The following is a 12,697-nucleotide window of genomic DNA, read 5'->3' as shown; positions in this document are numbered from 1 at the left end:
ACACGTGGGTGACCGAAGTGGCCGCCCAGGGACCGGTCGCGACCGTCGCGCCCCCGGACAGGTGCCCGTGAACCCGCCCCTCCGGCACGTCCTCGGGGCTGCGGTCCTCGGCGGGATGGTGGCCCGGACCGATGTCGGTGCGCCGCGATAAGGTCCCCTCACGTCCCGCACATGCGAGGTCCTCACGGGGGAGATCGGTGATGAGCAGCACGGAAAGCACCAAGCACGAAGGATTCACGGCCGAGGAGCGGGCCGCGATGAAGGACCACGCCCAGGAGCTGAAGACGGCGGCGCGGCGCAGCTCGCGCGCGGACAAGGCGGCGGCGGCCGAGCAGGACGTGCTCGCGAAGATCGCCGAGATGCAGGACTCCGACCGCATCATGGCCGAGCGCGTCCACGCCGTCATCACGGCCTGCGCCCCGTCGCTCGCGCCGAAGCTCTGGTACGGGATGCCGTCCTATGCCCTGGACGGAAAGGTCGTGGTCTTCTTCCAGAGCGCGGAGAAGTTCAAGGCCCGTTACGCGACCCTCGGGTTCAGCGACCTGGCGAAGCTGGACGAGGACACGATGTGGGCGGCCGGCTTCGCCCTGACCGAGGTGACGCCCGAGGTGGAGGAGCGGATCGCCGCCCTCGTGAAGCGGGCGGTGGGCTGAGCCGGGGCCGCGGAGACCGGCCCGGCCCGCCGTCGTGACGACGGCGGGCCGGGAACCGGGCCTGACCGGCCACGCTGATCCCCGGCGCAACGTTCACAGCAGATACCCGGGTTCGCCGGACCGTTTCCGCCCACCCACCGCCCGGCCGGGCCGGTCAGGGGCGGGGCGCGGGCATGTCGTAGGTGACCCACATGGTGCGCGTGGCCACCTGGTCGTACTTGGCCCGCGCCCGGTGGTTGTCGTCCGCGGTGATCCAGCGGACCACGCTCCAGCCCCGCTTGGCCGCGAGGTCGCGCAGCGCGCCGAGCAGCAGGTCGGCGGCGCCCGAGCCGCGGTGTTCCGGGGCCACGAACAGGTCGTCGAGGAAGCAGCCGACCGTCGCGGAGAGGGGCCGGGCGAAGGGGCGGTAGTGGGCCAGGCCGAGGAGCCGGCCCGCGGTGTCCTCGGCCACCAGGGCGCTGACCTCGTGGGCCGGGTCGGTCACCCACGACCACACCGTGGCGGCCCCCTCCTCGGTCTGCTCCACCTCGTAGAAGTCGGCGTAGCCGCGGTACAGGGCGCGCCACTGCGCGAAGTCCCCCGGCTGTACGGCGCGCACGGTGATGTCGGGCATGGGGCTGGACTCCTGTGGTCGACGGGTGCGGAGAATCGATCATGCTGGAGTCCGGCCGGGGAGGCAGCTGCCGCGGTGTCGAAACGGAGCCGGCCGCATCGCCACCGTGGACGATGGCGCGGCGGCCGGTCAGCCCTCGGGCGTACTGATGTTGACGAGCCAGGTGATGCCGAAGCGGTCCGTGCACATGCCGAAGACGTCGCCCCACATCTGCTTCTCCAGGGGCACCGAGACCGTGCCGCCGCCGGAGAGCCGGTCCCAGTAGCCGCGCAGCTCGGCGGCGTCCTCCCCGCTGACGCTCACCGAGATGTTGTCGCCGGGGTTGTGCTGCGTCCCCGGGGGGTTGTCGGCGCCCATGAGCGTGAAGCCGCCGGCGGTCTCCAGCATGCCGTGCATGATCCTGCCGGCGGCGTCGCCGGCGTCCGCGCCGCCGAAGTCGCCGTACGTGTTCAGCGACAGCGTGCCGCCGAAGACCTCCTTGTAGAACTCCATGGCCTGCCGGGCGTCGCCGTCGAAGCTGATGTACGGGTTGAGTCGCGAGGGCATGGCATGGTCCCTTCGTGGTGGTCTGCGGTGATTTCAGGTTAGGTGAGGCAGGAGCGGCGCGCCGGCAACCGTGGTGGACTCGGCAACGCCCCGTCACCAAGCTGTGAAGCTTCGGCGGGACCCTGGTGCCAGGCCCGCCGGAACCGGCCCGGCCCAGCCCGCGCTCGCCGCGCCTCATCTGGGGGAACACCATGAGCACCGTTCGCAGGACCGCCGTCGCCCTCGCCGCCCTGTCCGCACTGGCCCTGACGGCCTGCGGGCCCACCGGGGACGACGCGGCGGGCGGGACCGGCACGCCGTCCGCCGGCTCGACGCCGAGCGCCTCCCCGTCCGGTTCCGCCGCGCCGTCGAAGTCCGCGACAGCGCCGGCGAAGCCGGCCGAGCCGTCGAAGTCCGCCGGTTCCCCCGGTACGAGCGCGCCGGCCGGTCCGGACTTCGACCTCTTCCCGTGCAGCACCTACGACGTGACCTTCACCGCGAGCCTGGCGGAGCCCACGACCAGCAGCTACCTGCTGAGGATCACCAACAAGGGGACGAAGGCGTGCAGGGCGCTCGGGCACCCGGTCGTGACCTTCGGCAGTCTGGACGGGCAGGCCACGGAACGGGGCAAGGCCCCCGGCATCGAGGACGCGATCCGGCTCGACCCGGGCGAGTCGGCCTACGCCGGGCTCATGGGCGGCGCCGCCGACGGCACCGGCAAGACCGTCGACTCGATCGCCATGACCATGAACACCGAGTCCGACCTCACGCAGACCCCGCTCAAGGCGGCGACGCCCGGTCTGTACGTCTCCGCCACCAAGAACTCCGTCACTCCCTGGGTGGACAACGCCGAAGACGCCCTCAGCCTGTAGCCCCCTCGGGTGACCCTGGGCATGCTGCGGCGGGTCGTGGGCGGGGGCGGTGGGGGGTCGTCAGGAGACTTCCCGCGAGTGGGGCCGTCCCAGACGCAGAAGGAGCACTTCATGCTGGAAAGACAGCGTCGCAAGAACACCACCGACGTCACCTTCGTGCTGCCCGGGGGCGACCCGCCCGGCCCCGTCAGTGTCGTGGGTACGTTCAACGGCTGGCAGCCGGGCGCCCACGTACTCCAACCCCGGCCCGACGGCATGCGGGCGGTGACCGTCGCGCTGCCCGCCAAGGCCACGCACTCCTTCCGCTACCTCGCCGCCGGCGACTACTGGTTCAACGACGCGGCCGCCGACGGGCACGACGGCGCCAACAGCCGCCTGAACACCTGACGTCCACCCGCTGAGCGGCACGCTCCGCACCGGCACGCCCGCCGCTGCGGAGCGTTGGCGCGCCCCGGCCGAGGTCAACGCAGGGCCCCGGGAATCCCCACATCGGGGGATCCGCTCCCCGTTGCCCGCGTGTACGCGCCGCCCGCCCGTCCGCAGGTGCTACACAGCGGCATCCACCCGGAGCAGCCCCGAGGAGCGGACGGATGATGCAGAGCCCGGCGGGCCACCGCCGCACGGTAGGCGGAGCCGTCGTAGCGGACGGGTGCCCGGGCGTGGACGTGGACGCGGGCACGGAGGTGGAGGCCGACGACGCCGCGGCCCTGGCCGCGCTCGCCGGTGCGACCGGCATGGTGATGGCCCTGGTCCCCTGCACCGCGGAGAGCGCCCGGCGCGTCCTCGGCGACGCCGCGCGGGCGGCGGGGGTCACGCTCCAGCTCATGGCGCGCACCGTCATCGCGACGCGCGCCTGCCCGGGGGACGTGGACCCGGACTGCGAGCGGGCGTTGCGCGCGGAGATCGGGCACGCCCGCTGCCCGCAGTCCCCTTCACCCCCCACCCCGGGAACGCTCCTGCCGTCCCCGGACGTTCTGCGCCGGCACCTGAACCACCTGCGGGCCATGCGCCGCCGTACGCTGGCCGCGCCCCACGACCCCGCGCTGCGCGCCGCGCTTGAGGACGCCGCGTACACGCTGTGCGTCCTGATGGGACAGCGGGGCGCCCACAGCGCCCTGATGGCCGCCGAGGAGCGGGTGGCCGCTCACCGGCTTCCCCCGTACGCGGCGCCGGGCGGCCCCGCCTGATCCGCGCCGCCGCCCAGCGTCGCCACGGCCGCCAACATCCGGTCCCAGAACAGGTCGGCACGCAGACCGACGGCGACCCGGGCGTTGGCAGGCAGCCCCAGCGTGCCGTGCAGGTCCACCACGGTCGCCCCGCGCGTGTGTCGGCCGTGGAGTTCCACGGCCACGTGCGCGTCCACGCAGGTGACCAGCCCCGGGTCGATGACCCGGGCGACCGCGACCGGGTCGTGCACCGGGGGCGCTGGGAAACCCCACAGTCGCCGGTAGGTTCCCGCGAAGAAGCCCAGCAGCTCGGCGCAGGTCCGCCCGAGGTCCGTGTCCAGGGCCTCGAAACGGGCGACGACCTCGGGCGTCGCGAGGGCCTGATGGGTGACGTTCAGCCCGCACATGGTCACCGGTACGCCGCTGCGGAAGACGATGTCCGCGGCCTCCGGATCGGTGTGGATGTTGAACTCGGCGGCCGGGGTGCGGTTCCCCCGGTCCGTGGACCCGCCCATCAGGACGATCTCCCTGATCCGGCCCGCCAGCTCGGGGTGGCGGGTCAGCAGCAGGGCGATGTTCGTCAGGGGCGCCGTCGGCACCAGGGTGACCGGCTCCGGGTGCCCGGCCAGGATCCGCCGCAGCAGCTCCACCGCGTGCTCGGGTTCGGGGGCCAGGGACGGCTCGGGGAAGCGGGGGCCGTCCAGCCCCGACACCCCGTGCACGTCCTCGGCGACCCGCAGCGGCTCCACCAGCGGTCCCGGGCACCCGGCGGCGACCGGGACGCCGGTGATGCCGGCGACGGTGCACACCCGCAGGGCGTTCAGGGTGGTCTTCTCCACGGTCTGGTTGCCCGCCACCGTGGTGACGGCCAGCAGGTCCACCGCCGGGTCACCCGCGGCGAGAAGGATCGCGAGGGCGTCGTCGTGTCCCGGATCGCAGTCGATGACGACGGGGACGGGGGCAGGGACGGGCACGGCGGGAACGGGAACGGGAACGCTCAAGACGGACGCCTTTCCTCCGGCCGCCGCCTCCGCGGCGCGGGCCACCTGGGCGGCCACCTGGTCGGCCACCGGGTCCAGTGTGCGCACCCGGGAGCCCGGCGCCGCACAGAATGGTCCGTTTCGTCCGTTTGTGTTAGGAGTGGGTCCGGTGGGGCACCCGCCCTGCGACGGGACAGGATGCCGGGGCGGCGATCGGAGGAGCGGTGCGATGACCGCGAGCAGTCGTGACGTGTTCGGTGTGCCCTGCTGGGTCAACCTCACCGCCCCCGCTCTCGCCGAGGCGGAGGAGTTCTACGCCGGGGTGCTGGGCTGGACGTTCCGTGCCACCCGGCTCGGCGAGGACTTCCGCGTCGCGCTGCTGGACGGCCGGCCCGTCGCCTCCGTCGGCGCGCTCGCCCCGAGGCTCGGCGTGCCGACCGCGTGGACGCCGTACTTCGCCGTCGACGACGCGGAGGTGACGTCCGCCCGCGTCCGTGAGCGGGGCGGGACGATGGCGGTGGGGCCGCTCGCCTTCGCCACCGGCAGGGCCGCGCTGGCCGCCGACCCGTCCGGAGCGGTCTTCGGCTTCTGGGAGGGTGAGCTCATCCGGGAATGGCACGCCGGCCAGGAGGACGCGGCGGTCTGGGTCGAGCTCCGCACCCGCGACGCGTTCGCCGCCGCGCTGTTCTACGGGGAGGTCCTCGACTGGGCCTGCGACCGGCCCGGATGCTGCGACGTCGCCTACGAACACGACCACGTGGTGGTCCGCCGGGACAGCCGGACCGTCGCGCGCATCGACGCGGGAGCCGTGGAGAACGCCCCCGATCCGCAGGTCCGGCCCCGCTGGCACGTCCATTTCGCCGTGGCCGACCTCGACGGCGCCGTCGACCGTGCGGTCCGGCACGGCGGCGCCGCCGTGACCCCCGTACGGTCCTCCCCGACGGACCGCCGGGTGACCCTCCGGGACCGGACCGGGGCCCTCTTCACCGTCAGCGAGGCCGTCGACTGAACCAGGTCGGGTCCGGCGAACCTCCTCCGCCCCACCCTCCCGGCCCCGCCCCCGGCCGCGCGGGCCGTCGGCCCGGCCGGACAATGTCAGTGGTGTGCGTCACAGTTGAGGGGAGTGTCGGCACCTACCTCTCGTCCGGGGTGATCTCCATGCAGTACGCGATCCGGGCCGAAGGCCTGGCGAAGCGGTTCAAGCAGACTCGTGCACTGGCCGGCGTGGACCTCCAGGTGCCCGCCGGCAGCGTCCTCGGCCTGCTCGGTCCCAACGGCGCGGGCAAGACGACCGCGGTCCGCATCTTCGCCACCCTCCTCCAGCCGGACGAGGGCCGCGCCGAGGTCGCCGGGTACGACGTCGTCCGGCAGGCGGGCCGGGTCCGTTCGATGATCGGCCTCACGGGACAGTACGCCGCCGTCGACGAGAACCTGACCGGCACGGAGAACCTGCTGATGATCGGGCGGCTGCTCGGCATGCCGCGCGGCGCGGCCAGGGCCCGGGGCGCCGAGTTGCTCGACCGCTTCCAGCTGCGCGAGGCGGCGGGCCGGGCCGCCAAGACGTACTCGGGCGGCATGCGACGACGCCTCGACCTCGCGGCGAGCCTGGTGGGACGGCCGCAGATCCTCTTCCTCGACGAGCCCACCACCGGACTCGACCCGCACAGCCGCGGTGAGGTCTGGGGCATGCTGCGCGTCCTCGTGGCGGAAGGGGTCACGGTGCTGCTGACCACGCAGTACCTGGACGAGGCGGACCGGCTGGCCGACAGCATCGTCGTGATCGACAAGGGCAGGGTCATCGCCGGCGGCACGCCCGACGAGCTGAAGGCGCAGGTCGGCGGCCAGGTGCTGCAGCTGCGGCCGGCCCGCCCCGGCGACCTCGCCGCGGCGCACGCCCTGCTCACCGAGGCGGCGGGTCCCCTGGCCAAGATCGAGGGCGACGAGATCACCGTGCCCGTGAAGGACCCGGAGCTCCTGCCCGGCGTGGTCCGCCGACTGGACCAGGCGGGCATCGCGGTGGCCGAGCTGACCCTGCGGCGCTCGTCCCTCGACGAGGTCTTCATGGTCCTGACCGGCCACCGGGCGCAGCCGCAGACGGCGGCGGGCGACGGCGACGGTGTCAGTGAAGGTGACGGTGACGGTGACGACGAGCAGTACGCGACCGCCGGGAGCCTGTCATGACCACCGCCTCCGCACCCGTGGCCGGCCCCCTCGCCGGCAGCGGCAGGGTGGGCCCCCTGGCAGCCCTGCGCCAGACCGCGACGCTCGCCTGGCGCAGCCTGGTCTCGGTCAAGCACAATCCGCTGGAGCTCGTCGACTACAGCATTTCGCCGATCATGTTCGTCTTCCTCTTCACGTACGTCTTCGGCGGGCAGATGGCGGGGTCCCCCGAGGCGTACCTCCAGTACGCGCTCGCGGGGATCATCGTCCAGAACACGCTCTTCATGAGCATGTACACGGCCATGGCGTTGAACACCGACCTCACCAAGGGGGTCTTCGACCGCCTCCGCAGCCTGCCCATCGCCCGCTCGGCGCCACTCCTCGGACGCATCACCGCCGACCTGGCCAAACAGCTCTGGGCGATGCTCCTGATGATCGCCCTGGGCACCCTGCTGGGCTTCGACATCACCGGCGGTGTCGCCGGCTTCGCCGGCGGGCTGCTCCTGCTCCTGATCTTCGCCGCGGCCATGTCGTGGACGGCCGTACTGATCGGGATGCTGGCCGGGGACGCGGAGAAGGTACAGGTCTTCGCCTTCACGCTGATCTTCCCGATCACCTTCACGAGCAGTGCCTTCGTGATGGTCGAGACGATGCCCGGCTGGCTCCAGGCCTGGGTGAACGTCAACCCCGTCACCCAGCTGTCGGACGCCTTCCGCGGGCTGCTGCTCGGCACCCCCGCCGGCGAGCCGATCATGTGGTCCCTGATCTGGGCCGCGGGCATCGCCCTCGTCTTCGCACCCCTGGCGATGCGGGCCTACCGCTCCCGGGTCTGACGGGCTCGCCCCCGACGGCTTTCGGGGGCCGGTCCGACGACGGGTTCCCAGCCCAGCACGGCGCGTGGAACGCCGCCGCGACGGCGGGGGGTGCTACTGGAGCGTGGACAGGTCGACCGTGTCGGAGGGCGCGGGGGGCCGGGGCCGGACGGGCTCGTCGAAGGCGGAGAAGGTGGCCTCCACGCGCTCGCCGGAGGCTTTGGCACCCTGGATGCGCAGGAGGTACGGCTCGTCCTGCGTCGACACCTCGTAGGTGCCCGTGTCACCGCCGCGCTTTCCGGTCACCGTGATGGCCGGACGGCCGTCGACGGTGGTGGTCGAGCCCTTCTTCAGCTGCTCGTTCACCGGTTTCGAGGAGAACTCCCTCTTGAAGTAGTCGAGATCGCAGAACTGGGCGAAATCGCGCAGCATGATGTTGTCCGTGGTGCCGTGCAGGTAGCGGCCGTTGATGAGGGCGATCGCGTCCTCGGCCGCGCCGCCCGGTACCTGGGCCCGCAGCAGTTCGTCATCGAGCTTCATCCACACGTCGTTGCCGCGTTTGATCACGTCGGCCTTGCCCGAGCCGCCGGGAGGCGTGACGGAGCCGACGCAGTTGCCCGCCTCGTCGAACCGGATGTCCAGAGCGGTGATGCCGGCCTTCTCGGTCACCTCGGCCACCATGCGCATGCTCGTGACCTCCGACATGGCCTTGCGGGACGCGTCGGCGACGGCCTGCGCGCTCTTGTCGGCCATCCCGTTGTCGTCGGCCAGGGCGGAGCCGGTGCCGGCGCCCGCGAACACGATCAGACAGGCCGTTCCCGCAGCCGCTCGGCGGACCGCGGACGCTGCCCGGGGTGCGGACATCGGGCGTCACCTCCCTCGGGCCGCCGCCGGACGACGACGGGTGTTCCCCCGCCTTCCGGCGCAGCCGCTCACCCGATCAGCGTAGGTCCGCGCCGCGGCCGCCGCAGCCCGGGCGCCGGCCCGGCCCCGCCACCCCGGGGCCCGGGGCCGTCGGCCGTGGTTCAGCCGCTGACGATCCTGGCGACCTTCCGGACGTCCTCGACCAGCCTGGCCTGCAGGAGCGACTCCGCCTCGCCGACCGGACCGTCCCCGCCGGACAGGACGGCGGCGGTGAACGCGGCCAGTGCGTTGCGCACCTGGTCGTCCGCGGGCATCGCCAGCTCGGTCAGCCGGTCCTGCTGCCGGAGCCGGACCACGGGCTTGAGCACCTCCGGCGGCGTGTACGCCCGCTCCACCGAGATCCGCCCCGCGCCGCCCCACAGCGCGTAGCGCGACCGGTAGGAGTGCCGGAAGCCGAACTCCAGCTGCGCCGCGACGCCGTCGGGGGCGCACAGCAGAGCCGTGCCCGCCACGTCCACCCCGGTCGCGTCGTCCACCCGGAGGGTGGCCGCCAGCACCTCCGGCTCGCCGGACAGGTACATCTGCGCCGTGCGCAGCGGATAGACGCCGACGTCCAGCAGCGCGCCGCCGCCGAGCGAGGGCGCGTACCGGAAACCCGTGGGATCCAGGGGCGGCACGCCGAAGGAACCGGAGAGCACCTCCAGAGCGCCGATGGCACCCGACTCGACGAGCGAGCGGACCCCGGCGTGCTGGGAGTGGTGCAGGAACATGAAGTTCTCGGCGAGGATCCGGCGGTGCCGCCGTGCCAGCTCCATCAGCTCGGCGGCCTCCGCGTGGGTCGTGCACAGCGGCTTCTCGCACAGCACGTGCTTTCCGGCCCGCAGCGCCTCGGCCACCTGCTCGAAGTGGAGCGCGGGCGGGAGCGGGACGTACACCGCGTCGATGTCGTCGCGCTCCAGCAGCGTCCGGTAGCCCTTGACCCCGGCGCACCCGAACCGGGCCGCCGCCCGCCGGGCCTTGGCGGCGTCCCGGCTGGCCACCGCGACGAGCTCGGCCGACTCGGCCGCCGCGATGGCCGGGAGCATCCGGCGCAGCGCGATGTCCGCGCATCCGAGCACGCCCATGCGGACCCGGCGTCCGCCGGCCCCGTCCCGTCCCGCGGGGACAGGACTCACAGCGTGGCCAGCACGTCGTGGAGTGCGCCGATCACCTTGTCCTGTACTGCCGGGTCCAGCGAGGGGTACATGGGCAGCGAGAAGATCTCCCCGGCCGCCGACTCGGTGACGGGCAGCGACCCCTTGGCGTATCCGAGGTGGGCGAAGCCCGTCATGGTGTGGACCGGCCACGGGTAGCTGATGTTGAGCTGGATGTCATAGGCCCTCAGCGCCTCGATGATCGCGTCGCGCCGCGGATGGCGGACCACGTAGACGTAGTACACGTGGTCGTTGCCCGGCGCCGTCGACGGCAGGACCAGCCCGGTGCCGGCGAGGCCCTCGGCGTACCGCCGGGCCACCGCCCGCCGGCCCTCGACGTAGTCGTCGAGCCTGCGCAGCTTGCGGCGCAGGATCTCCGCGTGCAGCTCGTCCAGGCGGCTGTTGTGCCCCGGCGTCTGCACCACGTAGTAGCGCTCCTCCATGCCGTAGTACCGCAGCCGCCGCAGGGCGGCGTCCACGCCGGGGTCCGAGGTGATGACGGCGCCGCCGTCGCCGTAGGCCCCCAGTACCTTGGTGGGGTAGAAGGAGAACCCGGCCGCGGCCCCCCAGGTCCCGGCGAGGCGTCCGTTCCGGCGGGCTCCGTGCGCCTGCGCGCAGTCCTCCATGACCAGCAGGCCGTGCTCGTCCGCCAGGGCCCGGAGCGCCGTCATGTCCACGCACTGGCCGTACAGGTGGACGGGGAGCAGACACCTGGTGCGTTCGGTGACGGCCGCCGACACCTGCTCGACGTCCATCAGGTAGGTGTCGGGGTCCACGTCGACGAAGACGGGCGTGGCCCCCACGGAGTCGATCGCCACCACCGTGGGCGCGGCGGTGTTCGAGACCGTGATCACCTCGTCGCCGGGCTTCACGCCGATCGCCTGGAGACCCAGTTTGATCGCGTTGGTGCCGTTGTCGACGCCCACCGCGTGCCCGACCCCGTGGTAGGCGGCGAACTCCTCCTCGAAGCCGCGCCCGCTGGCGCCGAGCACGAGCTGTCCCGACCGCAGCACGGTCTCGACGGCGTCGTGGATGTCCTCCCGCTCGTTCTCGTACTCGCGCAGGTAGTCCCATACGTAGGTGGTCATGGCTGAGTCCCTGTCTCCGCTCGTCTCCGGCACGCGCCGGCTGGGCCCTACTGCCGTACACCGACGAACAGACCGCGGCCGGTCGGTTCGCCGGGCAGGTACTCGACGGTGCACCCCGCGTCGGCGAACGCCGCGAGGTACTCCTCCTTGGTGAACAGGGTCAGGACGTCGACCTCGGTGAACTCCCGGATGCCGGAGCTGTCGCCGACCAGGAACCGCACCTCCATCCGGGTCGCGCGCCCCTGGAGCGTCGAGTGCGAGATCCGCGCCACCGTGCGGCCGTTCTCCCGGCCGAGGTCGCCCGCGACGTACCCCTCCACATGGTCCTCGGGGAACCACCACGGCTCGATGACGAGCACCCCGCCGGGGCGTACGTGCCGGGCCATCGACCGCACCGCGTCCCGCAGGTCGGCGACGGTGCCCAGGTAGCCGATGGCGCAGAACATGCACACGACCGCGTCGAAGGCCCGGCCGAGGCCGAACGCGCGCATGTCACCGGGGTGGACCGTCACCGCGGGCAGCCGCCGGTGGGCCAGCTCCCGCATGGGCGCGGCGATCTCCAGGCCCTCGGTGTGCTTGAACAGCTTTCCGAAGGTCTCCAGATGGGCTCCGGTGCCGCACGCCACGTCGAGCAGGGAGTCCGCGCCCGGGCACCGTGCCCGTACGAGGTCCGTGACATGGGCCGCCTCCGCCGGCCAGTCCTTGCCCCGGCTGCGGTAGAAGATCTCGTAGACCTCCGCCAGCTCCTGTCCGTACATCTCTCTCCTGTCGGTGTCGGTGTCGAGGCCGGTGTCCTTCGGAGCGGGGTCACCCGTCGACCATGGCGACGGCCCTGGTCCAGCCCGCGCCCGCGCCCGCGATCTTCACGGGGAAGCAGACGACGGTGAACCCGTACGGGGCGGGCAGGGCGTCCAGGTTCGCCAGGCGCTCGATCTGGCAGTACTCGCGCTCCCGCCCGGCGAAGTGGGCCGGCCACAGCACCGAGCGGTCACCCGTGCGCCGGTAGCGCTCGATGGTGTCGGTGAACGGGGCGTCCAGGCTGAACGCGTCCGTACCGATCACCCGCACCCCCAGGTCCAGCAGCAGGTTCACCGCCGGCCCGTCCAGCCCGGCGAACTCGGTGAAGTACTCCGGGGTGCCCGCCCGCGCCGAGGCCCCGGTGCGCAGCAGGACGATGTCCATCGGCGCCGGGGTCCGGCCGATCCGCTCGAACTCCTTCTCCAGCCGCCCGGCCCCGACGGCACCGGTCGGCGCGTCCGTGAGGTCGAGCACGATCCCCGGCCGGCAGAACCATTCCAACGGCATCCGGTCGATGTGCCGCGGCACACCGTCGCCGTACCCGGCCCGGGAGCCGTAGTGCGACGGCGCGTCGACGTGCGTGCCGGTGTGCGAGGTCAGGGTGATCCGGTCGAGCGAGAGGAACTCCCCGTCGGGCAGTTCCTCCGGGGAGAACTCCAGCCCGAAGTGCGTACGCATCTCCGCGCTCATGTGCTCCGCACCCTGACGGGGCGTCAACACCTCGTGCACCACCGGATCCGGCTCGTAGGCCGCGGCATCCACCGCCGACGACAGGTCGATCAACCGCACACGGACCTCCTACGCACCGAAACCGCTCGCACCGACGAGCCGATCGTGCTCCGGGCCGGCGGAGAAGCGCTCAAGCCTCACTCGGCTCCCGCGCGTCACGTTCGAGCCGATGTCGAAGGGCGTCGGGAATCGTTCGCGGGTGCGCCCGTTCGCCCCGAACGGGACCAGCGTGAGGAGGACGCGG

General features: G+C 72.8%; 15 protein-coding genes. 7 read left to right on the top strand and 8 right to left on the bottom strand.

Translation table 11 applies throughout. The features are described from left to right. Window positions 1–200: 200 nt before the first annotated feature. Window positions 201–653, top strand: coding sequence for an iron chaperone (locus ACFWFZ_RS12355; protein WP_387120548.1), 453 nt, complete (start codon window positions 201–203; stop codon window positions 651–653). Between the two features lie 154 nt (window positions 654–807). Here the strand turns inward: ACFWFZ_RS12355 and ACFWFZ_RS12350 are convergent, their stop codons facing one another. Next, on the bottom strand, window positions 808–1,266 hold the full coding sequence (locus ACFWFZ_RS12350; RefSeq protein ID WP_387120545.1) for a GNAT family N-acetyltransferase: 459 nt from the start codon (window positions 1,264–1,266) through the stop codon (window positions 808–810). 129 nt (window positions 1,267–1,395) lie between these two features. After that, a complete protein-coding gene (locus tag ACFWFZ_RS12345) occupies window positions 1,396–1,812 on the bottom strand; it encodes a VOC family protein (protein ID WP_387120542.1) in 417 nt (138 codons plus the stop codon). A gap of 191 nt (window positions 1,813–2,003) precedes the next feature. Between ACFWFZ_RS12345 and ACFWFZ_RS12340 the strand changes: the two genes are divergently transcribed. The 3 genes from ACFWFZ_RS12340 (at window position 2,004) to ACFWFZ_RS12330 (ending at window position 3,850) form a co-directional block, all read left to right on the top strand. Continuing rightward, window positions 2,004–2,663 (top strand): DUF4232 domain-containing protein, encoded by a 660-nt coding sequence (locus tag ACFWFZ_RS12340; RefSeq protein ID WP_387120539.1) that lies wholly within the window; start codon window positions 2,004–2,006, stop codon window positions 2,661–2,663. Between the two features lie 111 nt (window positions 2,664–2,774). Further along, window positions 2,775–3,050 (top strand): isoamylase early set domain-containing protein, encoded by a 276-nt coding sequence (locus ACFWFZ_RS12335; protein ID WP_387120536.1) that lies wholly within the window; start codon window positions 2,775–2,777, stop codon window positions 3,048–3,050. Between the two features lie 203 nt (window positions 3,051–3,253). Next, window positions 3,254–3,850: a DUF5133 domain-containing protein gene (locus ACFWFZ_RS12330; protein WP_387120533.1), complete on the top strand. Its 597-nt coding sequence runs from the start codon at window positions 3,254–3,256 to the stop codon at window positions 3,848–3,850. Here the strand turns inward: ACFWFZ_RS12330 and ACFWFZ_RS12325 are convergent. Beyond that, a complete protein-coding gene (locus ACFWFZ_RS12325) occupies window positions 3,808–4,803 on the bottom strand; it encodes a nucleoside hydrolase (protein ID WP_387120678.1) in 996 nt (331 codons plus the stop codon). The genes ACFWFZ_RS12330 and ACFWFZ_RS12325 overlap by 43 nt on opposite strands. 235 nt (window positions 4,804–5,038) lie before the next feature. Here ACFWFZ_RS12325 and ACFWFZ_RS12320 point away from each other — a divergent pair, with 235 nt between their 5' ends. The 3 genes from ACFWFZ_RS12320 (at window position 5,039) to ACFWFZ_RS12310 (ending at window position 7,802) form a co-directional block, all read left to right on the top strand. Further along, window positions 5,039–5,818 (top strand): VOC family protein, encoded by a 780-nt coding sequence (locus ACFWFZ_RS12320; RefSeq protein ID WP_387120530.1) that lies wholly within the window; start codon window positions 5,039–5,041, stop codon window positions 5,816–5,818. A gap of 149 nt (window positions 5,819–5,967) precedes the next feature. Continuing rightward, a complete protein-coding gene (locus ACFWFZ_RS12315; RefSeq protein ID WP_387120675.1) occupies window positions 5,968–6,990 on the top strand; it encodes an ATP-binding cassette domain-containing protein in 1,023 nt (340 codons plus the stop codon). Further along, window positions 6,987–7,802 carry an ABC transporter permease gene (locus tag ACFWFZ_RS12310; protein WP_387120527.1) on the top strand — a complete coding sequence of 272 codons (816 nt, stop codon included), beginning with the start codon at window positions 6,987–6,989 and terminating at the stop codon, window positions 7,800–7,802. Before ACFWFZ_RS12315 ends, ACFWFZ_RS12310 begins: the two co-directional genes overlap by 4 nt. 93 nt (window positions 7,803–7,895) lie before the next feature. Here ACFWFZ_RS12310 and ACFWFZ_RS12305 read toward each other — a convergent pair whose 3' ends face one another. The 5 genes from ACFWFZ_RS12305 to ACFWFZ_RS12285 all read right to left on the bottom strand — a co-directional run bounded on the left by ACFWFZ_RS12305 (window position 7,896) and on the right by ACFWFZ_RS12285 (window position 12,513). Continuing rightward, the gene (locus ACFWFZ_RS12305) at window positions 7,896–8,645 is read right to left on the bottom strand and encodes a hypothetical protein (RefSeq protein WP_387120524.1); all 750 of its coding nucleotides are present in this window, start codon (window positions 8,643–8,645) and stop codon (window positions 7,896–7,898) included. A gap of 161 nt (window positions 8,646–8,806) precedes the next feature. Next, complete coding sequence (locus ACFWFZ_RS12300) at window positions 8,807–9,769, bottom strand: Gfo/Idh/MocA family protein (protein WP_387120522.1); 963 nt, start codon at window positions 9,767–9,769, stop codon at window positions 8,807–8,809. Between the two features lie 47 nt (window positions 9,770–9,816). Further along, window positions 9,817–10,926 (bottom strand): DegT/DnrJ/EryC1/StrS family aminotransferase, encoded by a 1,110-nt coding sequence (locus ACFWFZ_RS12295; protein ID WP_387120519.1) that lies wholly within the window; start codon window positions 10,924–10,926, stop codon window positions 9,817–9,819. A 47-nt stretch (window positions 10,927–10,973) separates the two neighbouring features. Next, entirely contained in the window at window positions 10,974–11,684 is a 711-nt protein-coding gene (locus ACFWFZ_RS12290) for a class I SAM-dependent methyltransferase (protein WP_387120516.1), read from the bottom strand. A 49-nt stretch (window positions 11,685–11,733) separates the two neighbouring features. Continuing rightward, entirely contained in the window at window positions 11,734–12,513 is a 780-nt protein-coding gene (locus tag ACFWFZ_RS12285; protein WP_387120513.1) for a cyclase family protein, read from the bottom strand. Between the last annotated feature and the right edge of the window lie 184 nt (window positions 12,514–12,697).

Source organism: Streptomyces sp. NPDC060232 (genome assembly GCF_042726555.1).
Taxonomy (GTDB): domain Bacteria; phylum Actinomycetota; class Actinomycetes; order Streptomycetales; family Streptomycetaceae; genus Streptomyces.
The sequence above is the reverse complement of the archived record's forward strand: the minus strand, read 5'-3'. Positions and strand labels throughout refer to the sequence as shown.

Excerpts from the sequence above, each read along its gene's own strand:
- ACFWFZ_RS12355 (WP_387120548.1), top strand. The coding sequence starts at position 201 with ATGAGCAGCACGGAAAGCACCAAGCACGAAGGATTCACGGCCGAGGAG.
- ACFWFZ_RS12350 (WP_387120545.1), bottom strand. The coding sequence starts at position 1,266 with ATGCCCGACATCACCGTGCGCGCCGTACAGCCGGGGGACTTCGCGCAG.
- ACFWFZ_RS12345 (WP_387120542.1), bottom strand. The coding sequence starts at position 1,812 with ATGCCCTCGCGACTCAACCCGTACATCAGCTTCGACGGCGACGCCCGG.
- ACFWFZ_RS12340 (WP_387120539.1), top strand. The coding sequence starts at position 2,004 with ATGAGCACCGTTCGCAGGACCGCCGTCGCCCTCGCCGCCCTGTCCGCA.
- ACFWFZ_RS12335 (WP_387120536.1), top strand. The coding sequence starts at position 2,775 with ATGCTGGAAAGACAGCGTCGCAAGAACACCACCGACGTCACCTTCGTG.
- ACFWFZ_RS12330 (WP_387120533.1), top strand. The coding sequence starts at position 3,254 with ATGATGCAGAGCCCGGCGGGCCACCGCCGCACGGTAGGCGGAGCCGTC.
- ACFWFZ_RS12320 (WP_387120530.1), top strand. The coding sequence starts at position 5,039 with ATGACCGCGAGCAGTCGTGACGTGTTCGGTGTGCCCTGCTGGGTCAAC.
- ACFWFZ_RS12315 (WP_387120675.1), top strand. The coding sequence starts at position 5,968 with ATGCAGTACGCGATCCGGGCCGAAGGCCTGGCGAAGCGGTTCAAGCAG.
- ACFWFZ_RS12310 (WP_387120527.1), top strand. The coding sequence starts at position 6,987 with ATGACCACCGCCTCCGCACCCGTGGCCGGCCCCCTCGCCGGCAGCGGC.
- ACFWFZ_RS12305 (WP_387120524.1), bottom strand. The coding sequence starts at position 8,645 with ATGTCCGCACCCCGGGCAGCGTCCGCGGTCCGCCGAGCGGCTGCGGGA.
- ACFWFZ_RS12300 (WP_387120522.1), bottom strand. The coding sequence starts at position 9,769 with ATGGGCGTGCTCGGATGCGCGGACATCGCGCTGCGCCGGATGCTCCCG.
- ACFWFZ_RS12295 (WP_387120519.1), bottom strand. The coding sequence starts at position 10,926 with ATGACCACCTACGTATGGGACTACCTGCGCGAGTACGAGAACGAGCGG.
- ACFWFZ_RS12290 (WP_387120516.1), bottom strand. The coding sequence starts at position 11,684 with ATGTACGGACAGGAGCTGGCGGAGGTCTACGAGATCTTCTACCGCAGC.